This is a genomic window from Synechococcus sp. HK05, assembly GCF_019104765.1.
In the GTDB taxonomy this organism is placed as follows: domain Bacteria; phylum Cyanobacteriota; class Cyanobacteriia; order PCC-6307; family Cyanobiaceae; genus Vulcanococcus.
In genome coordinates this window covers 63,522-89,195 of record NZ_JAHRXJ010000011.1, presented here as the reverse complement: position 1 = coordinate 89,195, position 25,674 = coordinate 63,522, and the positions used below count along the sequence as shown (strand labels likewise).

At 67.9% G+C, this 25,674-nt stretch carries 25 protein-coding genes and 1 tRNA gene; 16 read left to right on the top strand and 10 right to left on the bottom strand.

Annotated elements, in window-relative coordinates:
* The first annotated feature begins 65 nt into the window (after positions 1-65).
* Together KUL97_RS09940 and folK are read left to right on the top strand one after the other, a co-directional pair.
* On the top strand, positions 66-1,574 hold the full coding sequence (locus KUL97_RS09940) for a DUF6798 domain-containing protein (RefSeq protein ID WP_368656161.1): 1,509 nt from the start codon (positions 66-68) through the stop codon (positions 1,572-1,574).
* On the top strand, positions 1,550-2,107 hold the full coding sequence (gene folK / locus KUL97_RS09935; protein ID WP_217796838.1) for a 2-amino-4-hydroxy-6-hydroxymethyldihydropteridine diphosphokinase: 558 nt from the start codon (positions 1,550-1,552) through the stop codon (positions 2,105-2,107). Before KUL97_RS09940 ends, folK begins: the two co-directional genes overlap by 25 nt.
* 8 nt (positions 2,108-2,115) lie before the next feature.
* On the opposite strand, the gene KUL97_RS09930 is transcribed toward folK, so the two are convergent.
* Positions 2,116-2,514 (bottom strand): type II toxin-antitoxin system VapC family toxin, encoded by a 399-nt coding sequence (locus KUL97_RS09930; RefSeq protein WP_217796837.1) that lies wholly within the window; start codon positions 2,512-2,514, stop codon positions 2,116-2,118.
* 409 nt (positions 2,515-2,923) lie between these two features.
* On the opposite strand from KUL97_RS09930, the gene KUL97_RS09925 reads away from it, so the two are divergent.
* Together KUL97_RS09925 and KUL97_RS09920 are read left to right on the top strand one after the other, a co-directional pair.
* On the top strand, positions 2,924-3,484 hold the full coding sequence (locus KUL97_RS09925) for an NUDIX domain-containing protein (protein WP_217796836.1): 561 nt from the start codon (positions 2,924-2,926) through the stop codon (positions 3,482-3,484).
* Positions 3,484-5,016, top strand: a complete 1,533-nt coding sequence (locus KUL97_RS09920) for a deoxyribodipyrimidine photo-lyase (RefSeq protein WP_217796835.1) — start codon at positions 3,484-3,486, stop codon at positions 5,014-5,016. Before KUL97_RS09925 ends, KUL97_RS09920 begins: the two co-directional genes overlap by 1 nt.
* Before the next feature lie 18 nt (positions 5,017-5,034).
* Here the strand turns inward: KUL97_RS09920 and KUL97_RS09915 are convergent, their stop codons facing one another.
* Together KUL97_RS09915 and KUL97_RS09910 are read right to left on the bottom strand one after the other, a co-directional pair.
* Entirely contained in the window at positions 5,035-6,258 is a 1,224-nt protein-coding gene (locus KUL97_RS09915) for a DegT/DnrJ/EryC1/StrS aminotransferase family protein (RefSeq protein WP_217796834.1), read from the bottom strand.
* 38 nt (positions 6,259-6,296) lie between these two features.
* A complete protein-coding gene (locus KUL97_RS09910; protein WP_217796833.1) occupies positions 6,297-6,887 on the bottom strand; it encodes a thioredoxin family protein in 591 nt (196 codons plus the stop codon).
* Here KUL97_RS09910 and KUL97_RS09905 point away from each other — a divergent pair.
* Entirely contained in the window at positions 6,886-7,482 is a 597-nt protein-coding gene (locus tag KUL97_RS09905) for a hypothetical protein (RefSeq protein ID WP_217797291.1), read from the top strand. The genes KUL97_RS09910 and KUL97_RS09905 overlap by 2 nt on opposite strands.
* Before the next feature lie 12 nt (positions 7,483-7,494).
* Here the strand turns inward: KUL97_RS09905 and KUL97_RS09900 are convergent, their stop codons facing one another.
* Positions 7,495-7,968 (bottom strand): deoxyribodipyrimidine photo-lyase, encoded by a 474-nt coding sequence (locus KUL97_RS09900; protein WP_217796832.1) that lies wholly within the window; start codon positions 7,966-7,968, stop codon positions 7,495-7,497.
* A gap of 4 nt (positions 7,969-7,972) precedes the next feature.
* Positions 7,973-8,941, bottom strand: a complete 969-nt coding sequence (locus KUL97_RS09895) for an FAD-binding domain-containing protein (RefSeq protein ID WP_368656135.1) — start codon at positions 8,939-8,941, stop codon at positions 7,973-7,975.
* 100 nt (positions 8,942-9,041) lie between these two features.
* On the opposite strand from KUL97_RS09895, the gene fabI reads away from it, so the two are divergent.
* The 6 genes from fabI to KUL97_RS09865 all read left to right on the top strand — a co-directional run bounded on the left by fabI (position 9,042) and on the right by KUL97_RS09865 (position 14,077).
* Positions 9,042-9,824 carry an enoyl-ACP reductase FabI gene (gene fabI, locus KUL97_RS09890; protein ID WP_217796830.1) on the top strand — a complete coding sequence of 261 codons (783 nt, stop codon included), beginning with the start codon at positions 9,042-9,044 and terminating at the stop codon, positions 9,822-9,824.
* Between the two features lie 3 nt (positions 9,825-9,827).
* Positions 9,828-10,703, top strand: a complete 876-nt coding sequence (locus KUL97_RS09885) for a bestrophin family ion channel (protein WP_217796829.1) — start codon at positions 9,828-9,830, stop codon at positions 10,701-10,703.
* Between the two features lie 43 nt (positions 10,704-10,746).
* Positions 10,747-11,349: an imidazoleglycerol-phosphate dehydratase HisB gene (gene hisB, locus KUL97_RS09880; protein ID WP_217796828.1), complete on the top strand. Its 603-nt coding sequence runs from the start codon at positions 10,747-10,749 to the stop codon at positions 11,347-11,349.
* Positions 11,350-11,533: 184 nt separating this feature from the next.
* The gene (locus KUL97_RS09875; RefSeq protein ID WP_217796827.1) at positions 11,534-12,994 is read left to right on the top strand and encodes a carotenoid oxygenase family protein; all 1,461 of its coding nucleotides are present in this window, start codon (positions 11,534-11,536) and stop codon (positions 12,992-12,994) included.
* Positions 12,994-13,290, top strand: coding sequence for a YciI family protein (locus KUL97_RS09870; protein WP_217796826.1), 297 nt, complete (start codon positions 12,994-12,996; stop codon positions 13,288-13,290). The genes KUL97_RS09875 and KUL97_RS09870 overlap by 1 nt, the downstream gene beginning before the upstream one ends.
* Positions 13,291-13,435: 145 nt before the next feature.
* Positions 13,436-14,077 carry an SIMPL domain-containing protein gene (locus tag KUL97_RS09865; protein ID WP_254896410.1) on the top strand — a complete coding sequence of 214 codons (642 nt, stop codon included), beginning with the start codon at positions 13,436-13,438 and terminating at the stop codon, positions 14,075-14,077.
* On the opposite strand, the gene rdgB is transcribed toward KUL97_RS09865, so the two are convergent.
* Both rdgB and KUL97_RS09855 read right to left on the bottom strand, forming a co-directional pair.
* Positions 14,062-14,676 carry an RdgB/HAM1 family non-canonical purine NTP pyrophosphatase gene (gene rdgB / locus KUL97_RS09860; RefSeq protein ID WP_217796824.1) on the bottom strand — a complete coding sequence of 205 codons (615 nt, stop codon included), beginning with the start codon at positions 14,674-14,676 and terminating at the stop codon, positions 14,062-14,064. The genes KUL97_RS09865 and rdgB overlap by 16 nt on opposite strands.
* Positions 14,677-14,858: 182 nt before the next feature.
* Positions 14,859-16,328 carry a phosphoglucomutase/phosphomannomutase family protein gene (locus tag KUL97_RS09855; RefSeq protein ID WP_217796823.1) on the bottom strand — a complete coding sequence of 490 codons (1,470 nt, stop codon included), beginning with the start codon at positions 16,326-16,328 and terminating at the stop codon, positions 14,859-14,861.
* Positions 16,329-16,431: 103 nt separating this feature from the next.
* Between KUL97_RS09855 and KUL97_RS09850 the strand changes: the two genes are divergently transcribed.
* The gene (locus tag KUL97_RS09850; RefSeq protein WP_217796822.1) at positions 16,432-17,895 is read left to right on the top strand and encodes a TM0106 family RecB-like putative nuclease; all 1,464 of its coding nucleotides are present in this window, start codon (positions 16,432-16,434) and stop codon (positions 17,893-17,895) included.
* A 3-nt stretch (positions 17,896-17,898) separates the two neighbouring features.
* Here the strand turns inward: KUL97_RS09850 and KUL97_RS09845 are convergent, their stop codons facing one another.
* Both KUL97_RS09845 and pyrE read right to left on the bottom strand, forming a co-directional pair.
* The gene (locus tag KUL97_RS09845; RefSeq protein ID WP_217796821.1) at positions 17,899-18,816 is read right to left on the bottom strand and encodes a folate-binding protein YgfZ; all 918 of its coding nucleotides are present in this window, start codon (positions 18,814-18,816) and stop codon (positions 17,899-17,901) included.
* Complete coding sequence (gene pyrE, locus KUL97_RS09840) at positions 18,813-19,406, bottom strand: orotate phosphoribosyltransferase (protein WP_217796820.1); 594 nt, start codon at positions 19,404-19,406, stop codon at positions 18,813-18,815. Before pyrE ends, KUL97_RS09845 begins: the two co-directional genes overlap by 4 nt.
* A gap of 61 nt (positions 19,407-19,467) precedes the next feature.
* Between pyrE and KUL97_RS09835 the strand changes: the two genes are divergently transcribed.
* The 4 genes from KUL97_RS09835 to KUL97_RS09820 all read left to right on the top strand — a co-directional run bounded on the left by KUL97_RS09835 (position 19,468) and on the right by KUL97_RS09820 (position 22,451).
* Positions 19,468-20,025, top strand: coding sequence for an Occludin/ELL family protein (locus KUL97_RS09835; protein WP_254896409.1), 558 nt, complete (start codon positions 19,468-19,470; stop codon positions 20,023-20,025).
* A 23-nt stretch (positions 20,026-20,048) separates the two neighbouring features.
* Positions 20,049-20,121: transfer RNA gene (locus KUL97_RS09830), tRNA-Ile, on the top strand.
* A gap of 10 nt (positions 20,122-20,131) precedes the next feature.
* Entirely contained in the window at positions 20,132-21,424 is a 1,293-nt protein-coding gene (locus tag KUL97_RS09825) for a hemolysin family protein (protein ID WP_217796819.1), read from the top strand.
* Between the two features lie 34 nt (positions 21,425-21,458).
* On the top strand, positions 21,459-22,451 hold the full coding sequence (locus KUL97_RS09820; protein WP_217796818.1) for a Gfo/Idh/MocA family protein: 993 nt from the start codon (positions 21,459-21,461) through the stop codon (positions 22,449-22,451).
* Here KUL97_RS09820 and KUL97_RS09815 read toward each other — a convergent pair.
* Positions 22,448-25,642: a glycoside hydrolase family 15 protein gene (locus tag KUL97_RS09815; RefSeq protein WP_254896408.1), complete on the bottom strand. Its 3,195-nt coding sequence runs from the start codon at positions 25,640-25,642 to the stop codon at positions 22,448-22,450. The genes KUL97_RS09820 and KUL97_RS09815 overlap by 4 nt on opposite strands.
* Between the last annotated feature and the right edge of the window lie 32 nt (positions 25,643-25,674).

Below are 25,674 nucleotides of genomic sequence, written 5' to 3'. Positions count from 1 at the left end.
CTGATCAGGTCGGCGCCCGGCGTTGGCGGGCCCGAATCCGGCAGGCACTGATTTGTTTGGCCGCCGTGGCCTTGGTGGTGCTGCTGGCGGATTGCTTCGACACCAACGAGGCCGACAAGCTGCCGCTGGCCCTGCAGCGGATCCGGCCGGATTGGTTGCCCTTGGATTGGTATCTCAACCAGCCCCAGCCGCATCAGTGGCTGTTTCTGGATCTGGCGGGGCGGGTGCTGCATGGCCTTGGTTTCGTGGCGGGGTCTCTGCTGATTCGCCTGGCCGGCTACGCCCTCTGGTGTTGGGGTGTGGTGGCGCTGGCGATGGAGCTCGGGCTCGCCTTGCCCTGGTTGTTGGCGGCCCTGGCCCTGTGGTTGCCGCGCCAGGGAATGGTGGCTGGCGAGTGGGTGCTGGGCTCGGCGGAGCCCAAAACGTTTGCGTATGCCTTGCTGCTGCTGGCCTTTGTGAGCTGGCGGCGGGGGCGCGCGGGCTGGGGCGGGTTGCAGGCCGGTCTGGCTTGCTCGGCTCACGTGCTCGTGGGCGGGTATGGAGCGATCACGCTGGCGGCCCTGGCCTGGCTTCGATCCCACCAGCACCGCTGGCGCTGGTGGCTGGGGCTCGCCGGTGTGTTGCTGGGAGCGTTTGCGCTCTACCAGCCTGTGTTGGGGAGGCTGAGCGAGCTGGCAGCCTCCACGCCGGATCAGGCCCAGCGCTTCAGCGCCGATTGGCTGTATGTGGTGTTCCGCCATCCGCACCACCTGGTGCCCGCCAGCTGGCGGGCCGGTTGGTTGGCGGTGGTTGTGGTGCTGCTGGGCTGGGGGTGGCTGGGGCGTTGGCTGGGTCGTGACGTTGATCGGGGCTTTCCTGCCGCGGAGGTGCAGGCCTGCCGCGACTTATGGCTTTGGTCGGCCCTGGCTCTGGTGCCCTTCGGCCTGGGGCTGCTGGTGAGCCTGGTGCATCCCGAGAGTTGGTTGGTGCAGCTTTATCCCTTCCGCTTCGCCGACACGCTGGTGCCGCTCGCCTTGGTGTTGCTCGGGGCGCGAGCCTTGCAGGCGCAGAGTTCGCTGCCCCGTTGGCTGGCCGCCGTTGGTTTACCGGTGCTGCTGGGAATCTCCGCGGTGCTCTCCACCCATGGCACGGTGTTGCGCCCTGGGCAGGCCTATGCCCTGCCCGCGGATAAAGCCGAGCTCTATGAGGCGTTGATGGCGCACACCACCCAGGGCGAGCGAGTGCTGACGCCGCCCGGTGGGTTTTCTGATCTCGCCCTGCGAACCCGCCGCGCTCAGGTGGTGCAATTCCGCCAGGTTCCTGGCTCCATGCGTGCGCTGGGGGAGTGGGCCAAGCGGCTGGCTGAGCTATCCGGCGGCGCGGCGGTGTTGCAAGCGGGACCTGGAGGTGCTGCCGCTGAGCGGCGGCTGGTGGAGGCTTACGGCCAGCTGAAGCCTGAGCAGCTGGCCGCTCTGGCGCGCCGCCATGGCGTGGTGGCTGTGGTGACCCATGCGGGTCAGGCGGGCCCCCCGGGTTGGCATCGGGTCTTGCGGGCGTCGCCGTGGTGGCTATGGCTGTCGGGTTCTCCAACGTGATCGAGCCCGCTGGCGTGGGGGGGGCAGCCTTGGCGATTGGTTTGGGTGCCAATCTTCCAAGCCCAGCTGGCGGGCCTGGCGAGACGCTCTTGGCTGTGCGCCCTCGGCTCGAAGGCTTGCTGCACGCCTGGGCGGGTGAATCCTGCGTGATGCACTGGTCGCCGCTGATTCGTAGTGCTCCGGTGGGAGGGCCGCCCGGTCAGCCGGATTACGTCAACGCTGCGCTGGTGGTTGAGCTGCGGCGGTTGCCGAGCCAAGGCGCCGCCCAGGAGCTCCTGCACGGGTTGCAGCAGCTGGAGCTGGCGTTTGGCCGGCAACGGCTGGAGCATTGGGGCCCGCGCAGCCTGGATCTCGATCTGCTCTGGTGGGGGGAGTTGCGCTGCGACAGCCCCGCGCTGCAACTCCCCCATCCCCGCTGGCACCAGCGGGCCTTCGTGCTGGCGCCGCTGCGGGCGATCGAGCGCAGAACGCCCTTCCAGATCCCAACGGGTTTCCCGCCCCTATCGGTGTTGTTGGAGGCCACCCAGGGTTAATCACTCAGTCACCAGATCACAGGTACGCCGTGGCCGCGCAGAGCGAGATCGCTGCTCACCAAGTTCAGCCCTTCGCTTTGGGCTTGGGCCAGCAGACATCGGTCCACAGCATCCGGTTGGGGGTGTTTGCCGCGGGCGTGCCATTGACCCGCCAGCAGGCTGTGTTGCGCGTTGATGGCGAGGAGTGCAAAGCCCTCATCCAGCACCAGTTGGGGGAGCTCCCAGATCACGGGAGCTAGCTCCGGCAGCGCCCCCTCCTCCACCGCCAGGCTGAGTTCCCAGAGGGAGGCTGCACTCACCATCACCGGCTGATCCGGTGCTTGCAACAGCGCCTGCACCTTTGAGGAGAGCAGCGCAGGACAGCACCACCACCACAGCAGCACATGGCTGTCGAGCAGCAGCTTCATCGCCGCAACAAGAGGCGTGGATCCTGCAGGGGGCCGAGCTGCCGCAGCCGGCCTGGTTGCCGTTGCGGTCTCTGCGCTTCCCGGGGGAGTGGAAGCAGTTGAGCCCATGGCTTCCCGTATTTGGTGAGCACGAATCGCTCACCGGCGTGCGCGCGATCCATTAGTTCAGCTAGCCCATGCCGCGCGGCATGGGCGTTGATCCGCTGGATGGGGCCGTTCATGGGGCTTTGGGTGTGGTGTGTCCAGGGGTGGGCTCACGTTGTTGGACATGTGGGCTCACCCATGGAGAGCGTTGGTCGAGAACGCGGGCAACGTTGTTGCCTTCGCTCGCCGTTAACGGCAGTGTTCCCCTCCGCTGCTCAGCTGCCCCTGCGAAGCTGGCGGGCAACACCGCATCACCGCTGCTGCCATGGCGCCCCTGCCCGCTCCGGAACCCGCGCGCCATCTGGAGACCACCGCCAGCCTCGATGCCCGCAAGCTGCGCTTTGAGATCAACCGCGTGCAGCTGCCCATGGGGGTGGAGGGCAGCTTTGGCGTGATCAAGCACCCTGGCGCCTCCCTGGCGGTGCCAGTGCTCGGCGATGGTCGGGTGGTGGTGTTGCGCCAATACCGCTTTGCGGTGGCCACACGTTTGCTCGAGTTCCCCGCCGGCACGCTCGATCCGGGCGAGACGCCGCTCTCCACGATGCAGCGGGAGTTGCAGGAGGAGGCGGGCTACAGCGCCAGCCGCTGGGATGCGCTCGGGGCGATGCTGCCCTGCCCCGGCTACTCCGATGAGGTGATTCACCTCTTCCTGGCGCGCGAGCTCACAGAGCTCAGCGAGCGCCCCGCCGGCGACGACGATGAAGATCTGGAGGTGGTGCTGATGACGCCCGCCGAGCTCGATGCCGCCATCGCCAGTGGCGATGAATACCTCGACGGCAAGAGCATCACCGCTTGGTTCCGGGCCAAGCAGCTGCTGGGGCTCTGATGGCGGCGGAACGCTGGATCTTTTGGCATCGGCGCGATCTGCGCCTGGCCGACAACCTTGGCCTTGCGGCCGCGGCGGCCGCGACTCCGGCGGTGACGGGCGTGTTTGTGCTCGATCCGGCGATCCTGAGCGCCGCCGACATGGCACCGGCCCGGGTGTGGTTTTTGCTGGAGAGCCTGCAGGAGCTGCAGCAGCGCTGGCGGGAGGCCGGTAGTCGGCTGTTGGTGCTGGAGGGCGATCCCGCTGAGCTGCTGCCCCAGCTGGCAGAAGCGCTGGCGGCGCCAGTGGTGGCCTGGAACCGGGATGTGGAGCCCTACGGCCGTGCCCGCGACCGGCATGTGGCAGCGGCCCTGCAGGCGGCGGGCCGCAAGGTGCTTGTGGACTGGGATCAGCTGTTGGTGGCGCCGGAGGCGCTGAAAACCGGCGGCGGCGATCCCTATCGCGTGTATGGCCCGTTCCTGCGCAACTGGCGAGGGCAGGTGGAGCGCAAGGCGGGAGCCGGTTCAGCGCTGCAGGGCGGCCTGGAGCCGGTGCCGGCACCCGGGGGGCTGGTGGATTTCGATCCGGCCGAGCTGCCGGAGCCGCGCGCGCGCGCGTGGGCAACGCTGCCCCTGCAAGCCAGTCTGCCCAGCCTCGAGGCACTGGGGCAGGTGTTTGAGGGCGCTGATCTCTGCCCCTGCCGGCCTGGAGAGGCCGCGGCGCTGGCACAGCTGCAGCGCTTTTGCGATGGCGAGCCCGGTCGCGGTCGCGGCATCCCGTTGCTTGGCTACGAACCGGGCCGCAACATGCCTGGTGAGGCCGGCACCTCGGGGTTGAGCGCGGCGCTCAAGTTCGGCACCCTCAGCCCGCGCCAGGCCTGGGCGGCGGCTCAACAAGCGCGCCAGGTGGCCGTGGCCTTGGGCGGCGCTGAGGAGGCGCTCACCTCGATTGGCGTGTGGGAACAGGAGCTGGCCTGGCGCGAGTTTTATCAACAGGCGCTGTTCCACTTCCCCGAGCTGGCGGAGGGTCCCTACCGACCGCAGTGGAAGCACCTCCCCTGGGACAACAACCAGGGGCATTACGAGGCCTGGTGCGAAGGGCTCACGGGCATGCCGATCATTGATGCGGCGATGCGTCAGCTCAATGAGAGCGGCTGGATGCACAACCGCTGCCGCATGATCGTGGCCTCCTATCTAGTGAAGGATCTGATCTGCGATTGGCGCTGGGGCGAGACCGCCTTCATGCAGCGCCTGGTGGATGGGGATCTGGCGGCTAACAACGGCGGCTGGCAGTGGAGCGCCAGCAGCGGCATGGATCCCAAGCCGCTGCGCATTTTCAATCCCGCCACCCAGGCCAGCAAGTTCGATCCCAAGGGCGAGTACATCCGCCACTGGCTGCCGGAGCTGCGCCACGTGAACACCAAAGACCTGCTCAGCGGCGAGATCGCGCCGATGGAGCGCCGCGGCTATCCGGCCCAGCTGGTGAGCCACAAGACGCAGCAGGCGCGTTTCAAGGCTCTGTACGCCGCCTTGCCGAAACCTGGAGCTGGCTGATCAGCCGCCGCTCGCCGCTCAGGCAGCGACGGCTGCAGTGGCCTGAGCGGTGCCGCTGCGCTGCCCGCAGAGCCCCTTCAGCACCTCGATCACCTGCTGCTGTTGCACGCTGCTTAGCTCCGGGAAGATCGGCAGGCTGAGCACTTCGGAACAGAGGCGCTCGGTGACAGGCAGGGATCCCGGCGCGTAGCCCAGGTGGGCGTAGGCGGGCTGGCGGTGGATGGGGATCGGGTAGTAGATGATCGTGGTCACCCCGGCTTCTTGCAGCTGTTGCTTGAGCCAGTCGCGGCAGCAGGCTTCCGGCAGGCCAAAACTGGCGCTATCGGACGACGGGGTGCAGCTCTGGTTGCAGGCCGGAGTTGGGCTGCAGGCAGGCACGCGCACGACGAACTGATTCCAGCTGTGGCCTTCAGGTCCGGCCTCGGGCAGGTGGATCGTGTTGGCAGCGTTGAGTTGGCTGCGGTAGCGGGCGGCGATGCTGCGGCGCAGCTCGATCCAGCGCTCCAGGTGCGGCAGCTTCACGTTGAGCACCGCGGCCTGGATGGCATCGAGGCGGCTGTTGTAGCCGAGCTCGGTGTGCAGGTAGCGGCGGGGCATGCCATGCACCGCTAGTTCGCGCATCCGTTGAGCCAGGGCGTCGTCGCGGCAGGTCACGGCGCCGCCGTCCCCGGCGCCGCCGAGGTTTTTGGTGGGGAAGAAGCTGAAGCAGCCCACATCGCCCCAGCTGCCCACGGACCGGCCGGCCCAGCTGGCGCCGCTGGCCTGGGCGCAGTCTTCCACCACTTTCAAGCCATGGCGTGCTGCGATGGCGCACACCTGCTCCATATCCACCGGGCGCCCGAACAGGTGCACCGGTAGCAGCACCTTGGTGGCCGGCGTGATCGCCGCCTCCAGCTGCTCGAGGTTGATCAGATAGGAGCTCTCCTCCACATCCACGAACACCGGTGTGGCGCCCACGGCGCTGATCGCTTCGGCGGTGGCGAAGAAGCTGAAGGAGCAGGTGATCACCTCATCACCGGGGCCCACGCCGAGGCCGCGCAAGGCCAAGATCAGGGCATCGGTGCCGCTGTTGCAGCCCACGGCGTGGGGGGTGCCCACCGCTTTCGCAAATGCCTGCTCGAAGGCGGCGATCACGCCACCGCCGATGTACTGGCCGCTGCGCAACACCTGCAGAACGGCGGCATCAAGTTGCTCGCCCAGCGCATCGAGCTGCTCGGTGAGGCTGAAAGGGGGCACCTGCATAAAGGCAACCTTAAGACCCTTGTTCGGTTCTCCGATCTTCAGGCTGCTTCTGGATGCCACTTGATGTTGCATCCGATCGAGGGTTGTTGGTCGCGGTTGATCGGCTCACCCGCCAGGAGGGCTTTGAGGGCGGTGCGTAGATCGCACCCATCCAGTGGCGTGCTGTTGCCGGGGCGGCTGCCATCCAGCTGGCCTCGATACACCAGTTGATGGGCGGCATCAAAGAGGTAGAGATCCGGGGTGCAGGCGGCGTGGAAGGTTTTCGCTACGGCCTGGCTGGCATCGAAGAGATAAGGGAAGCGCCAGCCGTGGCGTTCGGCCTGCTCCCGCAGGCCCTCAGGCCCGTCCTGGGGGTGGGTGAGCGTGCTGTTGCTGGAGATGGCCACGATCTGCACCTGGCTGCCGAAGTCGGTCTCCAGCCGGCTCAGTTCCGGTTCGATGTGCTTCACGAACGGGCAGTGGGCGCAGAGGAACAGCACCAGCACCGGCTGGGTCGCCAGGGCGCTGCTGCTCCAGGGTTCACCGCGTTCGCCGCGGCCTACGGCTCCATGGGCTCCCCACACCTGTTCAAGGGTGAAGGCAGGCAGCGGTGTGCCCAGCGGCAGCATCGTGGAGGGCGTGAGCACCATGGCAGCGGCTCTGGCGGAGTTGGGGCAGGATGCGGCGATTGTGTCTCGGCTGGCATTGCTTCGACCTGCGCTGCATCGCCCTCGCTGCTGGAGTGGCCTACTGCTCGCCGCAGCCCTTGTGGGTTGCGTGCCGGCCCATCGCAGCGCGAGCTGGGCGGTTTACCCCTTGCAGCGCAATCAACCCCACGACGGCCTGGCGGTGGTGAGCCAGCCCGATGGCTACGGCCTGCACATCTGGCTGGAAACCGACACCAGCCAGCAGGGGGTGTGCAAGCCGCGCTGGCTGGCGGATCCGGCCCGGCTGTTCAACGGCAATGGCAGCGCGCCGTTTAGCTCCGGCCTGGCCACCCGCGCTGAGTTCTTTGAGGCTGTAGCCCGTAAAGACGTGCAGCGGACCCTGAAGCGCGAGCTGGAGGCGCTGTGCAAGGCCCGCGCTCCGAAGGCCCAGTGGCAGTGGACCGATCCGCCCCGCAAGCCCACCGATGTGAAGGTGCAGACCTTCCCCCTGGTGGAAGAGCAAGACCTGCTGCCCTCCCCCTATGAGGTGCGCCAGCAGGAAGAGGAGCTGATGAATGGGGCTCCACCGGCTTCCTGAGCTGCGGCAGCCTTACTGCTCTGGGCTGGCCGCGGCCCACACTCCCCGTTCGGCGCGGCGCCAGTAGCGGCTGAAGCGCCCCAGATCCACCTTCCCGTCCAGCTCCACGAACGGCTCAGGCTCCAGTATTTCCACCGGCAGCTCCTGCTCGAGGGCCTGGCAGATCGCCTCCACGCGTGGATCGGTGCCGGCGCTGGTGACGATGCCATCGGCGTTGTGGGCCCTGGCGAAGGCGAGGACTTCGCTGGCTACATCGCCCTTGCGCAGGCTCACGGGCAGCTCGAGCAGGCATTCATAGAGAAACCCGATGCGCTTGAGGCTCACCGCCTGGGGTGCGGCGCCAGCGGGATCGCCGGTGGTGGGGCTGCGGCCCGCCAGCAGCTCCGCATCAAATACGAACACCGCCGGCCGGCCGGGATAGGCCTGCAGGGCGGGATTGGCGGGGCCGAGCGCCTCGCCGTGAATCCAGAGGATGGGGTGGTGCATCGGTTCAGCGGCGGCGGGTGGGGCGACTCAGGGCGGCGGACGGGGCGGGAGATCCCTGGCGGCGGGGATCGCGGCGCTCACGGCTGCGGTCGTTGCCCACGCGCACGCTCGGCATCGGCTTGAACAGCTCGGTCTCCAGCTGCTCATAGCTGCCATCGAATGGACAGCCCTGCTCGCTCAGGGGGCAGTTCCGGCAGAACGTGCCGCCGCTGTAGCGCTCGAGGTTGCCGCGATTGAAGAAGTAGGGCTTATGGCTGAAGCTGCTGGCCACCCACTGCCAGCTGAGGTTGTTGCTGGCCGGATCGCCATCGAGCAGGTGGCGCAGGAACCACTGGGCGCCCGCCTGCCAGCGAACGCGGCGCCAGTGCACCAGGTAGGCCGCCAGCCACATGCGGGCGTGGTTGTGCAGCCAGCCCGTCTCGTGCAGTTCGGCGATGAAGCCATCCATGCAGGCCAGGCCGGTGCGGCCCTCGGCCACGTCGGCTGGGAGTTCGGGGCTGTAGGCGCCCGGGTGATGGCCGGTTTTGAGCTCCTCCTGATCACGCCAGATGCCATCACCGAGCTGCTGCCAGAGGCGCTGCCAGTAGTCGCGCCAGCCGAGCTCGTTGATCAGTTTTTCACCGGCTTGGCGCCCACCACCGCCTGGGGCCTGCAGCTTCGCGAACACGGCATCGCGCACTTCCGCCAGGCTGAGGACCCCGTGGCGGATGTAGGGCGATAGGCGGGTGACCGGGCCATCGAGGAAGTTGCGCCCCTTGGCGTAGCGGGCGGGCTGGATGCGGCCCAGCAGCGCCTCGGCCTGGCGGCGGCCGCCGCGTGTTGGGCTGAGACTGCCTTCGGCTTCTGGGAAGAGGCTGCGCAGGTCTGCCTCCAGGGCTGTGCGGCTGGCGAATTGGCGGGGCAGCTCGCCCGGCTGCTCGGGCCAGCTGAGCTGTGCGCCGCTGAGGGGGCCGCTAGGGGAATCGGTGGCCACGGGGTGGAGCAATCCAGGCGCCGATCCTGCCGCCTGGGGCCCGCGGCCGTGGCTGGGGGAGAATCCCCCGATCGCAAGCGCTCCGGCGTCGTTTTTCCCCATGCTCCTCGATCTGCGCGGCAAGAAGGCCCTGGTGACGGGCATCGCCAACAACAAGTCGATCGCCTGGGGCATTGCCCAGCAGCTGCACGCCGCCGGCGCCGAGCTGGGCGTGACCTACCTCCCTGATGAGAAGGGCCGCTTTGAGGGCAAGGTGCGCGACCTCACGGCGCCGCTGGCTCCCACCCTGTTCGAGCCCCTGAATGTGCAGGACCCGGCTCAGATCGAGGCGGTGTTCGCCAAGGTGAAGGAACAGTGGGGCTCGATCGATGTGCTCGTGCACTGCCTGGCCTACGCCGGTAAGGACGAGCTGGTGGGCGATTACTCGAACATCTCTCCCGAGGGCTTCGCCCGGGCCCTCGAGGTGAGCGCCTATTCACTGGCACCCCTCTGCCGCTACGCCAAGCCGCTGTTCAACGAGGGCGCCAGCGTGATCACCCTCAGCTACCTGGGCGCTGAGCGCGCCATCCCCAACTACAACGTGATGGGCGTGGCCAAGGCGGCTCTCGAGGCGTCTGTGCGTTATTTGGCTGCCGAGCTGGGGGCCGAGAAGCAGGTGCGCGTGAACGCGATTAGCGCCGGCCCGATCCGCACCCTGGCCAGCTCCGCCATCGGCGGCATCCTCGACATGATCCACAACGTGGAGGAGAAGGCCCCCCTGCATCGCACCGTGACCCAGGACGAAGTGGGCGGTACCGCTGCGTTCCTGGCCAGCCCCCTCTCCAGCGGCATTACCGGCCAGGTGATCTACGTGGATGCGGGTTACTGCATCACGGGGATGTGATCGATGCTCCGGCAGGTTGGCCCGCTGGGGAGCCTCAAGGTTGCTCTCTATCTCCTGCGCCATCTCTGGACGGATTTTCTGGTCGCGGCCCTGCTCTGTGTGGGATCCCTTCGGCTGAACCCGAACCTGGCCCAGATGCTTGCCCCTGAGGTGCTTCTACCCACCTGGGGCATTGCTGTGTCGGTGTTCACTGGCTTTCGGCAGAGCCAGGCGTATGAACGTTGGTGGGAGGCGCGCAAGCTCTGGGGAGCCTTGTTGAATCACAGCCGTAGTTGGCGTGACCTGTTGCGGGCCCTTCTGGGTGACCACGACCAAATCTCGCCTTTGCTGGACGCTCAGGTGCGGTTGGCCTGGACGATGAATGCTGAGCTCCGCACTGATTCCCAGAGCCACCTCCGCTGGGCCTTGAGCCGATGGTCTGACGCACCGATCAGTGCTGATCAGTTGTTGCTGCAGCAGGCCCGGGCGATTGAGCAGCTGCATCGCTCCGGGGCTGTGGATGCATGGGGTCGTCTGCAGTTATTGGGGGTTCACAGTCAAATCTCCGACACCCTCGGCGGCCTAGAGCGCATCCGTAATCACCCGCTTCCAGCTCCTTACGACGTATTTGTGAGGGTGGCGGTGTGGAGCTTCGGGTATCTGCTGTTTCTGCGGATGGATGCCCTTTATGCCCCGGTTGGGGCTTGGGTGGGCTTTGTCGTGATGCTGCTGTTCATCGCCGTGGAACGTTTGGGAGCGTTTGTCGAAACTCCTTTTGCTCCAGCTGATCTGGCGTTGCCGATGAATCGCATCTGCGCATCGATCTCGCGCCTGTTGCTCACGGATGCCCACCCCCTGGCGCAGCCCCCGGAGCCGGAGACGGCCCTGGTGTGGACCTGATCCAGTCGGTTCGCGATGATGGCCACAACGTCTTTCAGGCCTGATGCGCACAGGTGAGATCCACCGCGTCACCGGCGAAACCGATGTGCGCGTCAAGCTCAATTTGGATGGAACCGGTCGCTGCCAGGCCAGCACCGGCGTGCCGTTTCTCGATCACATGCTTCACCAGATCAGCAGCCACGGGCTGATCGATCTGGAGGTGAACGCAGTAGGTGACACTCACATCGACGATCACCACACCAATGAAGACGTGGGCATCGCCATCGGTCAGGCCCTGGCCCAGGCGTTGGGCGACCGCCGTGGCATCCACCGCTTCGGCCACTTCGTGGCGCCGCTCGATGAGGCGCTGGTGCAGGTGGCGCTCGATTGCAGCGGCCGGCCGCACCTGAGCTTCGGCCTGCAGATCCCGGCCCAGAAGATCGGCAGCTACGACACGGAGCTGGTGAAGGAGTTCTTCGTGGCGGTGGTGAACAACTCCGGCCTCACCCTGCACATCCGCCAGCTGGACGGGGTGAATTCGCACCACATCGTGGAGGCCTGCTTCAAGGCCTTCGCCCGGGCGCTGCGCCTGGCCACCGAGATCGACCCGCGCCGCGCCGGTGCGGTGCCGAGCAGCAAGGGGGTGCTGGAGCGGGCTGGGGCCTGATTCAGGCGCCTTAGGGCGCGCGTGAGGTGCGTTGCGTGCGCATGTGTCTGGAGCTCTGTCTGCGGGTGGGCTCAGATTTCTTGAGTTTTGGTCCCACATCCCGACAGTTGCGCTGGCTTGGCGCTGGGCGACGCCTTAACACTCCGTTACGCGATGATCGGGGCTCGCGCCTGCCGCCGCCCCGATGACCGTCGCCCCCGCCGCTGCTCCCGCTTACGACCGCGCCGACTGGGCCAGCGCCTTCCGCAACGTGGGCGTGGAGCTTGAGGGTGTGCAGCTCACGGCCGCCCGCGGCACCATTCCGCCGGAGTTGGTGGGCACCCTGTATCGCAACGGTCCGGGCCGGTTGGAACGCGGCGGGCAGTGGGTGCATCACCCCTTTGATGGCGACGGCATGATCACCGCCCTGCGTTTTGCAGGTGGCCAGGCGGAGCTGCGCAACCGCTTTGTGCGCACCGAGGGCTTTGAGGCCGAAGAGCAGGCCGGCAAGTTTCTCTATCGCGGTGTGTTCGGCACCCAGAAGCCCGGTGGCATCGCCGCCAACGCCTTCGATCTGCGGCTGAAGAACATCGCCAACACCCATGTGGTGCGGCTGGGTGATCAGCTGCTGGCGCTGTGGGAAGCGGCCGAACCCCACGCCCTCGATCCCGCCAGCCTCGAAACCCGCGGTCTCAGCCGCTTGGGTGGCCTGCTCAAGAAGGGCGAGGCCTTCAGCGCTCACCCCCGCTTCGATCCCGGCCATCACGGCGAGCCCCGCATGGTGACCTTCGGCGTGAAGGCGGGCCCGCGCAGCACGATCCGCCTGATGGAGTTCTCCAGTGAGGGCGCCTTGCTGGCCGATAGCAAGCACAGCTTCAAAGGCTTCGCCTTCCTGCACGACTTCGCCATCACCCCCAACTGGGCGGTGTTCCTCCAGAACGCGGTGGCCTTCAACCCCACCGGCTTTGTGTTGGGCCAGAAAGGTGCGGCCCAGTGCCTGAGCTCCAAGCCCGGCGAGCAGGGCCAGTTCTGGCTGATCCCTCGCAGCTCCGGCACTGCCGCCGGCCGTGAACCGCTGCAGATTGCGGCGCCGGAGGGCTTCGTGTTCCACCACCTCAACGCCTTCGAAGAGGGCGACGAGCTCGTGGTGGATTCGATCTATTACGACGACTTCCCCTCCATCGGCCCGGATGTGGACTTCCGCCAGGTGGATTTCGAATCGATCCCTGCGGGCCAGCTGGTGCGCTGCCGCATCAACCTGGAAACGGGCGCTGTGAGCAAGGAGCTCGTGGAGGAGCGCACCTGCGAATTCGCGATGGTGAATCCGGCGCAGCAGGGCTTGAACGCCCGCTACGCCTGGATGGCGGTGGCCGAGCGCGAGCGCGGCAACGATCCGCTGCAGGCGATCAAGAAGCTCGATTTGGCCAGCGGCGAAGGCCGGGTGTGGAGCGCGGCGCCGCGCGGCTTTGTGAGCGAGCCGGTGATGGTGCCCCGCCCGGGTGCCACAGCGGAAGACGACGGCTGGCTGTTGTGTTTGGTGTGGAACGGCGCCCGCTGCGCCAGCGATCTGGTGATCCTGGATGCCGCGTCGCTGGCGGAGGTGGCGGTGCTGGAGCTGCCCCTGGCGGTGCCCCACGGCCTGCACGGCAGCTGGGCGCCGGCCTGATGCCCTGGTTTGTGAAGCAGGAAACCTTCCTGCATCCCTACAGCGCGATGAAGCCTCACCTCGAGGCCCATCGCGCCTGGGTGGAGCAGCTGCGCGCTGATGGGGTGGTGATCAGCAGCGGCTATCTGGTGGATGGCGAGGGCCGGCCGGGCGGTGGTGGCCTGTTGCAGCTGCAGGCGGCCAACTACGCCGAGGCGGAAGCACTGGTTCTCGAGGACCCAATGGTGCGCAGTGGCGGTGTGGAGTGGCGGCTGCAGGAATGGCGGCCGTCGGTGGGGGATCTGGGCGTGCGTTGAGGGGGCTCGCGAGGCGATCAGTTGTATCTGGTTGCAGATCTCCTCAAGGCCAGTCGCACGGCTCCAATGGGCTGCCCTTAGACACAAGGGAGATGCTCCAACGCACATGGTTGCGCTCCGATTAGCTGTGGTTGCCCTGAGTGCCTTGCCCCTGACGCTGCCGGTTCAGGCGCAACCGCTCGCATGCAACGGCACCTTGCTGCAACTGCAAGTGCAGCAACAGGGCAGCGCCGCCTTCGATCGCTTCCGTTTCAACCTCGGCCTGGAGGCAGAAGCGCCTACGAAGGCCGCGGCGCTCGATCAGATGAAGGCGCGGTTGGCGGCGGTGCGCAAGGCGGTCACCCCCCTCGTTAGCGGCAAGCTCACGATTGCGGCGCCGACCACCTACCGCAGTGGCGGCGGCAGCGCGGGCCCGGTGCGTGAGCGGGCCACCACCACCGTGGCGGGCACCGTGAGCAAGGCCAACTACGACGCCTTGATCCAGGCGGCCGGTCGCCTGCCCGGCGTGAACCTGCGCGGCTTCACGGCAGAAGCGGCCAGCAGCAGTGAGGCCCAGCTGCGCACCCGGCTGCTGCGGGAGGCGCTGGCGGACGGGCAGCGGCAGGCGCAGGCCACGGCTGATGCGCTGGGTCTGCGGCGGGTGCAGCTGCTGCGCATCGACCAGCGCGGAGGCGGTTCGATTCGGCCGATGCCCTATGCAATGGCGGCGCGCAATAGCTTCAATCCCGATGAGGCTCGGGCACCGCAGAGCAGCGTGAGCTTGGGGTTGGATTACTGCTTGTCGTGAGTTAACGCGGCACGCAGCTGCGGTTTCAAGGCGGCAAATGCTCGGCCCCGGTGCCCCAGCTCCGCTTTCTGGCTGTGAGGCATCTCGGCGAACGTGAGGCCTGCTTCCGGCACAAAAAACACCGGGTCGTAGCCGAAGCCGCCTTCGCCCCGGGGGGCTTGCAGGATCTGGCCGGGGCAGATCCCTTCCACCTCCAGCACCACCTCGCCCGCCGGGTTGGCCAGGGCGAGGGCGGCGGTGAAGTGGGCGCTGCGGGTTGCCGGGGTGTGGGCTCCAGCCTCTGCTAGTTCATGCAGCAGGCGTTCGATCCGGGCGCTGTCGCTGTCGGCATAGCGGGCGGAGTGCACCCCGGGGGCGCCGCCGAGGGCATCGACGCTCAGGCCGGAATCGTCGGCCAGGGCCCAGCAGCTGGTGGCGCGGGCCACGGCGATTGCTTTGAGGCGGGCGTTTTCGGCGAAGGTGTTGCCGGTTTCCTCCACCTCCAGGCCCTGAGGCTGCGGTTGGGTCTCGAGGCCAAGATCCGCCAGGAGCTTTCCGAACTCGCGCACCTTGCCGGCATTGCCGCTGGCGATGACCAGATCCTTGGCTGCAGCGTGCATGGGCGGGTGAGGGCGGCTCTAGCAGGAAATCATCCAATCCCGCCTGGAGGGCCGATGAGCCTGCCTGTCTGGCGGCACTGGATTGATGGACCCCATGCGTTCCGAGGGTGCGCTCACATCGCCGCCAATGTGGGCCCACTCGTGGATGCGTCCTCGAAGCGTCATCCGGATGGCCGTGCGTTTCAGGCTTGTTCAGCCAGCTGACGCGCCCAGGCGAGCACCTCAGCCACGCGGGCATCGTTGGGGGCTTCGCAGTAGAGGCGCAGCAGCGGTTCGGTGCCGGAGAAGCGCAGCATCAGCCAATGGCTGGGGCCTAGGCGCAGCTTCACGCCATCGGTGGTGATCACCTCTTGCACCGTTGCGCCGGCCACCTCCTGGGGCGGAGTAGCGGCAAGGAACTGCTCCAGTCGTTGGCGGGTGGCCATGTCCGGCAGGCGCAGATCGAGGCGGTCGTAGGAGGCGGCACCGCCACAGCGCTCCTGCAGTTCGCTCACGCGCTCACCCAGGGGTTTGCCGCCTTCCACCAGCGCCTCGATCAGCAGAAGCGCCGCATAGAGCGCATCGCGTTCCGGCAGGTGGCCGCCGAAGCCCACGCCACCCGATTCTTCGCCGCCCACCAGCACGTCGCTGGCGAGCATTTCAGCGGCGATGTATTTGAAGCCCACCGCCTTCTCCAGCACCGGGCGGCCGAGGTTTTCAGCCACCAACTGCATCAGATCGGAGCCGCTCACGGTTTTCACCACCGAGCCGCTCAGTCCTTTGGCGCGGGCCAGGTGGTCGATGAACAGGGGCATCAACAGCTGGGTGCTGCAGAAGCGGCCGTGTTCATCCACCGCTGCGATGCGGTCGCCGTCGCCATCGAACACGATGCCCACTGCAGGCCGGCCGGCCAGGGTGGAGGCGCGCACCTCGGCAATCAGCTCCTGCAGATACGGCGCCAGGGGCTCGGGCGGATTGCCTCCGAACAGGGGATCGCGGTTGCTGCGGATCTCGCGCAGGTGATCGCTGGCGGCGGCGCCCTCCAGCAAACGGCTGAGGCCACCAGCGGCTGATCCGTGCATCGGATCCACGATCACCTGCAGGCCAAGCCGCTGCAGACCCTCACTCAGGGATGCGGTGTTCACCTTGGCCTTCAGGCCCGACAGGTAGGTGCCCATCGCGTCGAAGCGCAGGGTGTCGCCGGGGATCGGCACGGTGATGCCGCCGGCTTCGAGGCGTCGCTCCACCCGCTGGGTGAAATCCCCCTCCACAGAGCCGCCGAAGGGCCCCTTGATCTTGAGGCCGAGCCACTCGGGAGGGTTATGGCTGGCGGTGATCACCAGCGCCCCGAGGGCACTGCGCTCCACCACCGCCCAGCTGGCGGCCGGCGTGGGGATCGGCGCTTCGGCCAGCACCGGCACCAGATCGGCGCCACGCACGGCGCTGCATATCGCTTCGGCCAGTTCCGGGGCGAGGAAGCGGCGGTCGTAGCCGATCACGATCTCGCGGCTGTTCAGCCCTTCGGGCGCTGAAAACTCCAGTTCCCGCGCGGAGGCCGCTGCCACCGGCAGCAGCCGTTCCACGGTGATGTCCACCCCGAGGATGCCCCTCCAGCCATCGGTGCCGAAGGCAATCGGGCTGGCCTCCAGGGGCAGGGGCGCGGACGCAGCCATCGGGGTAGAGGCACAGGGCGATACCGGTGGTGCTAGCAGCCGGCCTGCCCCCCTGCGGGTGCGCAGGTGCCGGCAGGCCAGACGGCCACCTAGCGTGAGCTTCGTGCCGAGCCAGATCCCGCTCAACGACCGGCTGTTGCGCAGCTGGCTGCGCTGCAAGCGCCGCGCTTGGCTGGATCAGTTCGGCGACCCCGATCAACGCCTGTGGACGGCCCACCGCGAGCTGCAGCTTGATGAGCAGCGGCGCAGTTTTTCGACGCTTTTCCCGCAGAAGCCGCAGCGGGGGGAGGCGGCCGCAGCCGCCGGGGCTCCGGCGCTGGTGGGCCTGCGGTTGCGGGGCCAAGCGGGAGGGCTGGCGGTGGAGGCGCACCCCCCTTTGCTGCAGCGGGTTCAAGGCAGCAGCCGCTGGGGAGGTCATGCCTACCGGCCGGTGATGTTTCGCCAAGGGCGCCGCACCACCCGCGAGCACCGCGTGGTGCTCGCCCTCTGGGGTCGGCTGCTGGAGGTCGAGCAACAGGCGCCGGTGCCCAACGGCTTGGTGCTCAGTGGCGCGGGCCGCGGCCTCGAGAAGGAAACCCTGAACCTCACAGGCAGCCTGCCCCGCCAGCTCGATGAGGCGCTGGAGCGTCTGGCGGGGGATCTGGCTCGCTCCTCCCCGCCGCCGCTGGTGGCCGACCGCAAGAAATGCGTGCTGTGCAGCTGGCGCGGCGCCTGTGATCAGGTGGCGGCCGCCGAGGGGCACCTCAGCGAGGTGAGCGGTATCGGTGCCAAGCGGCGCGAGATGTTGCTGGGGCTGGGGGTCGACCGGCTCGAGCAGCTGGCGGCGGCCGAGCCTGAGCAGCTGGCCGAGGCCTTGCTGGTGCACGGCGAGCAACATGCGGAGGTGGCTGCGCAACTGGTGACCCAGGCGCGGGTGCAGCGTGACGGCGTGCCGCTGCGGCGTGATCCCAGCCCAGCGCTACCGGAGTTGGCCTCGGCGCCAGGGGTGCTGATTTACGACATCGAATCCGACCCCGACGCCCGCGACGATTTCCTGCACGGCTTTGTGCCACTGGCGAGGGAGGCCGGCGGCGGCTGGCCCGGCCCTCCAGTGGCCGCAGCGGCCCCTTATCACCCCCTACTGGCGCTCCAGGAGCACGGTGAAGCGCGGCTCTGGCAGCGGCTCCAGCGCCTGCTGGCGGCCTACCCCGACTGGCCGGTGCTCCACTACGGCGAAACCGAGCTGCTGGCGCTGGTGCGTTTGGCCCAGCGTCAGGGGGCGAAGGAGCGCCAGATCGCTGAGCTGCGCAGCCGGATGGTCGATGTGCACCTGCGCCTGCGGCGCCATTGGTGGATGCCCACCAACAGTTACGGCCTCAAGGCCACCGCTAGTTGGCTCGGGTTTCGCTGGCGGCAGCAGGGGGTGGATGGGGCGCGGGCGCTGCTGTGGTGGCGCCGCTGGCGCCTGGGTGGCGACGGCCCTGATGGCCGCGGCTCCCGTCAAAACCTGCGGCGGATCTTCCGCTACAACCACGACGATGCCCTGGCCACCTGGGCGGTGGCCCACTGGTTGCTGGCGCAGCCCTGAGCTTCAGCCCTGGCCGCCCGCACCCACCGGCGGTGCCACGAAGCCTGCGGGTACCTGGATCTCCAGGGTTAGGGCCTCGGTGTTGCTGCCGTTGGCCAGCAGCTGCGGCTCTTCCAGTGCAGCGCGGCGCACCAGGGCTAATCCCTCGATGCCATCGGACCCCGCCAACGCGGAGGTGATCACGCCGGCCCGCTCGCCGGCCGCCGTGGTGAGGGTGGTTCCTGGGGCGCAAGCTTCGGCCGCCGCAGGGCCGGTGCGGCTGGTGCGCCAGCCCCGCAATTGCTGTTTCACGCCGTCGTAGGTGGCGAGCTTGGCCAGGGTTTCCTGGCCCACGTAGCAGCCCTTGTTGAGGCTCACCCAGGGGGCGAGTCCCAGCTCAAAGGGGTTGGTGCTGTCGTTGAGTTCCCCAGGGGCTGCAGGAAATCCCTGGCGCAGCCGTTGCTGCTCCACGGCCTCGGCGCTCAGCTCTGGCAGGGCCTCCAGCCAGGCTGGCAGGGGCTCGCCGGGCTGCTGCAGCCAGGCCGGTTGCTCGCTGCCCGCTCCGAGATCCACGCCGGGGTTGAGCAGCGCAGGGCTCAGCTCGCTGGCGGCTGCGCCGATCCAACGCACCAGCGTGGCGGCCTCAACGGGGCCAAGCTTCACGCGATCGGCTGGGAACAGCACGCGATCGAGGGCCTGATGCACAGCCGCCCCATCGCCCTCCAGCACCAGCAGATCGGCGCCGCCTTCATCCAGGCACACCAGCGCCAGGGCGCGCATCCGGCCGGTGGGGCTGATCAGGCAGGTGGGCATGCAAGCGCCGCTGGCCGCCAGCTCGATGGCCTGACTGCTCTGCCCATGCAGAAACCGCCGCGCGTCCGCTCCCTCCAGCCGGATGCGACTGATCGGTGTGCTCCAGCGGGCCGGGCTGGCAGCGCTCATGATCGGCTCGCGGCGGAAACGGCGGCCACCTCTTCCAGCAGAAACAGGCTCTTGAGCTCCAGCCCGGCGGCGGTCATCGCTTCGAGGCCGCCTTCCTGGCGGTCCACGATCGTCACCACCCGGTTCACGCTGTAGCCGGCCTCGCGCAGTTGGTTCACGGCTTTTAGGGAGGAGCCGCCGGTGGTCACCACGTCTTCCAGCACTGTGATGCAGCTGCCGGGCTCCGGCAGGGGGCCCTCGAGCCAGGCGCCGGTGCCATGGCCTTTGGCTTCCTTGCGCACGATCAGGGCGTCGAGGGCGCGGCCGCTCAGGGCTGCTGCCACCGCCACGCCGCTCACCAGTGGATCAGCGCCGAGGGTGAGGCCGGCTACCGCTACGGCCTCGGGCTCCACCAGCTCGAGCATCTGGGCTGAGAGCAGGGCCAGCCCTTCGCCGCTGAGGCTCACCGGCTTGCAGTTCACGTAGTGATCGCTGGTGCGGCCCGATGCCAGCGTGAATGTGCCGTGCCGGTAAGCCCGCTCCGCCAGCAGGCGCAGCAGCAACTGCCGTTGCTCAGCGCTGGCCTGGGGAAGGGTTGGCAGCTGGGTCATGCCTCTGGCGTCAGGCGGTTGAGCTGTCTAGTTTGCGCCCAGCGTGTGTCGCGGGCGATCGATGGGCTGGCCTTGTTCCGTTCGCTGGGTGTTGGCGCCTGGGTTGCTGCTGGCCCAAGCCCTGCTGGCGAGTGGTCTGGGCTCACGCCCTGCCGCGGCTGGTCCTGTGGTGTGCACCACCACCCTCGAGGCACCCCTCGCCGGCTCCGGTCCGGCGGGCATGAATGCCTCGGGCCCGGTGGAGGTCACGCGCTGCGGCCCTGTGGTCACCACCCCGCAGCTGGTGGAGCGTCGCTTCTACAGCTACACCTCGCCTTACGCCCGTGGCATCGACATCACCCACCAGATCACCGACATCCTTGGCATCGCCATGGGTGGGGGCGATGGCACCAAGGTGATGGGTTTCGGCTTCCCCGATCAAACGATCGTGTGGGATGGCTCGGCCCTGGAAAACACCTATCAAGTGCTGTTGGAGGAGCAGAGCAACCCGATGCCGTGGCGCACCGCCGACGTGAACAACGGCTTCTGCCAGGGCCTGCCCCAGGGCAGCTGCACTGCCCAGAGCACCCCGCCCAGCTGGCCGCAACCGGGTTCACGGGTGATCCGAGGCCTGTGGTAGACACGCCCTGCGGCTTGCCGCACGGGGGTCTAGCAATCTGGTGAATGCAGCGGACTCATAATCCGCCTTAGGCGAGTTCGATCCTCGCGACCCCCATTTGAACCCGATGCGATTCCTGGCACCGGCGGCCCTGCTGCTCCTGCTGGCCTTCTTCGCTGCCTCGGAATTCGCCCTGATCCGGCTGCGGCCTACGCGGGTGCAATTGCTCGAGGCTGATGGCGAGCGAGGGGCGACGGCGGTGGCGCGTTTGCAGCGGCGGCTGCGGCGCGCGCTGGTGACCACCCAACTGGGGATGACCTTGGCCCTGGTGGCCCTGGGTTGGACGGGCCGGGGTCTGGCGGAACGCTGGGGTGCGGGCCCCGCCGGTGCCTGGCTTGGGCAGGCCTGGCTCGATGGGGTGCTGTTCCTGGCGTTGGTGGCGCTGGCCACACTGCTCGGCGGCCTGGTGCCCAAGGCGTGGGTGCTGCACCGCCCGGAGGCCACCGCCTTGCGCCTGGCGCCTGTGCTCGAGGCGGTGATGCGCAGCCTGGGCCCCGTGCTGGTGGTGCTGGAGCGCATGGGCAATGGCCTGCTGCGGCTGCTTGGGCTGCCGCGCAACTGGGATGAGCTGGTGCCGGCCCTCTCGGCCGGCGAGCTGGAAACGCTGATCGAATCCAACAGCGTGATCGGCTTGATGCCCGATGAGCGCGACATGCTCGAGGGCCTCTTCTCCCTGCGCGACACCCAGGTGCGCGAGGTGATGGTGCCCCGCTCCGGCATGGTCACCCTGCCGTTGGAGGTGCGCTTCGCGGAGCTGATGGAGGCGGTGCACAGCACCCACCACGCCCGCTTCCCCGTGATCGGCAGCTCCCTCGATGACGTGCGCGGCCTGCTCGATCTGCGCCGCCTGGCAGAACCCATCGCCAAAGGATTGCTGCGCAGTGATTCACCCCTGGCGCCCTATGTCACGCCGGTGACGACGGTGCAGGAGACCACCCCCTTGGCCGAATTGCTGCCCGTGATCCGCAGCGGCGAACCGCTGCTGGTGGTGGTGGATGAGCACGGCGGCACGGAGGGGCTAGTCACCATCTCCGATCTCACCAGCGAGATCGTGGGCGACGAGGAAGACCCCGAAAACCCGGAAGACGATCTCCAGCAGCTCCAGGAGCACAGCTGGCTGGTGGCCGGCGATCTGGAGATCTATGAACTCAACCGCGAACTGGGCCTGCAGCTGCCCGAATCCGACGAGCACCACACCTTGGCGGGGTTCCTCCTTGAGCGCTTGCAGCACATCCCCGCTCCGGGCGAGAGCCTGCGCTGGAAGGGCCATCAGTTTTTGATCATGGCGATGGACGGCCCGCGCATCGAGCGGGTGGAGATCACGCGCCGTGCCGTGGAACCCGACCCCGAAGAGGGTTGATCCGCGATAATCGCTGCGTCTGATCGCCAGCGCCATGCAGCCGGTTCGCGTTGGAGTGATCGGAATCGGAAACATGGGCTGGCACCACGCCCGGGTGCTCAGCCTGCTGCGCGATGCCGAGCTGGTGGGGGTGGCCGATCCCGATCCGGATCGGGGGCAGCTGGCGGTGGAGCAGTTCGGCTGCCGCTGGTTTGCCAGCTACGAGGAGATGCTGCGTGAGGTGGAGGCGGTGTGTATCGCCGTGCCCACCCTCTTGCACCACCGCGTGGGCATGGCCTGCTTCAACGCCGGCGTGCACGTGCTGATCGAGAAGCCGATCGCTGCCACCCAGGAGGAGGCCACGGAGCTCAGTGCTGCCGCCGATCGGGCTGGCCGGCTGCTGCAGGTGGGCCACATCGAGCGCTTCAACCCCGCCTTCCGCGAGCTGGTGAAGGTGGTGGCGAATGAAGAAGTGGTGGTGCTGGAGGCCCGCCGCCACAGCCCCAATCCCGACCGCGCCAATGACGTGTCGGTGGTGCTGGATCTGATGATCCACGACATCGACCTGGTGCTTGAGCTGGCGGGCTCGAAGGTGGTGCGTCTGGCGGCCGCCGGCGGCCGCAGTGCCGAAGGCCCGATCGATTACGTGAACGCCACCCTCGGTTTTGCCAACGGTGTGGTGGCCAGCCTCACCGCCAGCAAGATGGCTCACCGCAAGATCCGCAGCCTCTCGGCCCACTGCCGCAGCGCCTTGGTGGAAACCGATTTCCTCAACCGCAGCCTGCAGATCCACCGCCGCACCCAGCTCTCGTTCACCGCTGATCACGGCGAGCTGCTGTATCGCAACGACGGCTTTATCGAAGAGGTGAGCACCTCGCCGGTGGATCCGTTGGTGGCTGAGCTGGAGCACTTCCTCCAGTGCGTGCGCGGCGAGGAGCAGCCGGCGGTGGATGGCCCGCAGGCCTCCCGCGCGCTGCTGCTCGCCGATCTGATCGAGCAGTGCGTGGAGCAGCCCACGCTCTGCATGACCCTGGCTGAGCCGATTTAGGCCGGCTGGAGTTCTGCCAGTTCCTTGAGCGCCAGCAGCTGCCAGCGGCGGCACTGGGCGGGTGAGGAGCGATAGAAGCCATCCCAGGCTTCGGCTTTGTGGGTTGGGTAATCCTCTGGAGCTTGCTCCGGGTGCTGCTGCTGCCAGCCCACCCGTACGGCGTGGCCCACCACCACATCGAGGGCCAGGTCGTCGTCGAAACGCACCTGTGGGTTGGCATCCACAAACGCAATCAGGGTGATCAGCGTTTCCACGCACAGGCGCCGGTATTCCGGCGCCTCGATCTTGCTGAGCAGGTGCTCCACGTGGGTGGCGAAGTTGCGCTCCCCCGGGGTTTTCTCCTTGAGCAGGGCGCTCTCCAGCCGGTTGCGGCGCTCGAGCTTGTCGCCGATCACCAGGCCGCGGCAGTGGTGCAGCAGCTCCCAGATGCCGGGGTGGAAATGGCGCGGCACGATCTGCAACGCCCCCATGCGCTCGCGGTGCTTGAGCCAGCAACCGCTCTTGGGCAGCTCCTCCAGGGGATCGGGCGCTTCCCAGCGCACGCGGCCGCTCACATGCAGCTGTTCCTTGCGCTGCAGGGCTGCCTTGGCGTGCTCCACATCGCGCAGCACCTGCTGCAAGCGGCGCCGGATCGCGTGGGGGGGCTCATCGCAGAGGGCTTCGAAAGCTTCGATCGGCGTGAGGTCGCGCTCGCCCGCCAGTTCGCTGGTGAGCAGCAGCAGCAGCTGACCCAGCTGCAGGGTGAGGCTGCCGCTGAGCAGGGCCGGTTCTCGCCGGGCCACGCCATCGAGGGCGAGCAGAAGCTCCTGTTGCAGCATCCACTCGCGGCCGTCTTCACCGCTGTAGCGCTGGATCATCGCCGCGATCGTTTGGCTGCCGGTGGGTTGGCTGAGCAGCGATTCATGGGTGTAGTTGCGGCCCACCACCACCTGCTTTTGGCGCACCAGAAGATCTGTGAGGGCGTCTTCCAGTTGCGGGTGCACCAGGCCCAGGGAGCCGCCGCAGCGGCGTACCACATTCCAATTCGCATCGGCCAGCGCGCGCCGGTAGATCTCCTCGAGCAGTGTTTGCGGCGTGGCGCTGCCGCCGGGGCCGCTGAGCTCGGCCTCCAGGCCGAGCCGATGCACCAGCTGTTCGAGCAGTTCTGCCTGCTCCGGGAGTGAGTGGCTCTGCCAGAGCCGCTCGGTGAGTGCCTCCACCGCGGATTCCTCCAGTTCCTGCTCTTCTGCGGCGGTGAGCGGTTGCTGCTCGGTGCTGGCTTGCAGCAGGGCGGGTGCGCTCAGCGCGGGCCGCGAGCTCTGAGGTGTGGCTTCTGCTGGAAGTTCGGCCCAGCTGGCCTGCTCCATCAGCTCCGGCAACGGCGCCAGCTGCACTGCCACACCCTGCATCAGGCCCGAGCGCAATTGCTCCCCGAGGCGCAGAAACGAATCCGGGTTGCGCTGGAACGGGCCTTCTTCCACAGGGATGAGCAGCACCGGTGCCCCCACGCCGCGCCAATGGCGTTGCAGTTGGCTGATCTCACTCTCTACGGCGTCCACCAACAGTTCGGGGTCGTCGGAGAGGTAGTAGGTGCTCTCTTCCAACACCGCCGGTAGGAAGGCCAGGGCCTGGCCGGCCTGGCGATAGAGCCGGGCCGTCACCATCGTTTCCATGCGCAGCGGCGGGTGGCCGCTCAGACCCAGCCGCGGATTGGCGCCCACGGCGGCCATGCGCTTGCCCAGTTCGGCGGAGCTGGCAATGGCCACCTCACCGGGGCGGGTCACCGCCAGACCGGCCTGCTCGAGGGCGGCGGCGATGTGTTCACGTGCCGGCACGAAGCTCACCAGCACCTGATCAGCCCCAAGGCTGCAGCCCAGCCGGCGACCGCTGGGGTCGAGATCCTCAGGCTGCAGCAGGCCCATCAGCATCAAATCGCCGAGCCAGGTGAGGCTCTGGGTCCAGAGCAACGGCACGTTGTCGTTGGGCACCCGCTCCTGGCTGCCGGGCTGAAGCCGCTCAGCTTCTACAGCCTGCTTCGGCACCACATACAGCTCCGGGAGGAGCTCCACCCCATCCACACTCACGGCCACCTGGCGCAACCGTTCACGCCATTGCCAGGCCTCGTTCCAGCGTTCCTCGCAGCAGGCGGTGATCAGTTCGTACGCCAGGAACAGCGGCCACTCGCATTCGATGTGCTCGAACTGGGCCAGTTCCTCGCGCTCGTAGTGGAGGCGGTTGTGGTCTTCCACCACCGTTTGGTGACCGTCGCGGCGGAAGCGCTTGTAGCCGTAGGGCCCGCCCAGCTCGCTGCGGATCTTGCGGCGGGTGCGTTCCACCAGGGCCGGATCCTCCACTGCCCAGGCGGGGTAGCCGATCACCGAGAGACAGGCCGCATCCACCTCCTTGCTGGCCGATTCCCGCGGCAGCAGACCGGTGAGGGCGCGGCGCAGCCGCACGATCGCGTCGTGGGGGATGTGCAGGCCGCACTGGCCATCGCCGTGGGGGCCGTAGAGATCGAGGCCTTCCAGCGCTTCCAGCGCCGCTTTCACCAGGCCGATCGAGCTGGCATTGCGTTCGGGCAGGCCGTGGTTGCCCTTGTCGCCCCGCTCCCAGATGCCGTAGTCGCGCACCCGGTAGGCGCGGGCCACGTAATACACCAGGTTTTGGATGAAATCGCGCTCGTGGCTGGTTTGCACCACCACCAGGCCGGAGCGCGTGAGCTGGGCGAGCTGCAGCAGAAACAGCGCCGTGGCATCGAGCTGCAGGTGTCCCCAGCCGTCGTCGGGCACCACGGGTTCACCGCTGCCGGTGTCGTATTTGGCGTGCAGCGCATCCAGCGGCGCGAGGCTGTGCTTGAAGCGCTCCACCTTGTGGGCTTGGCGCAGCATCGCGTTGAGCAGGCCGCGCATCAGCTGCAGCACCCGCTGCTCCAGCTCGAACACGCGCGTGGTGGCGCCACTCAGGCGGCGGTGCGCCAGGGCCAAGCCCCATACGCATTGGATCGAATACACGCAGTCGCGCACCCAGGCATCGCCGTAGTTGCCGTGCACCGTGTGGGCGGTGCTGGCGGGCAATAGGCCGGTGATCGGGTGCTGCCGTTGCAGCACCACGCGGTTGATCTGGGTATCGAGCTCCTGCAGGCGCTGCCAGGCTTCAGCCGCACTGAGCTGCAGAGGGGCTGCGGTGCTGGCCGTGGGTGCGCTGCTGAGCATCGTGGGCGCGGCGAAACCGGGCTGCAGCCATA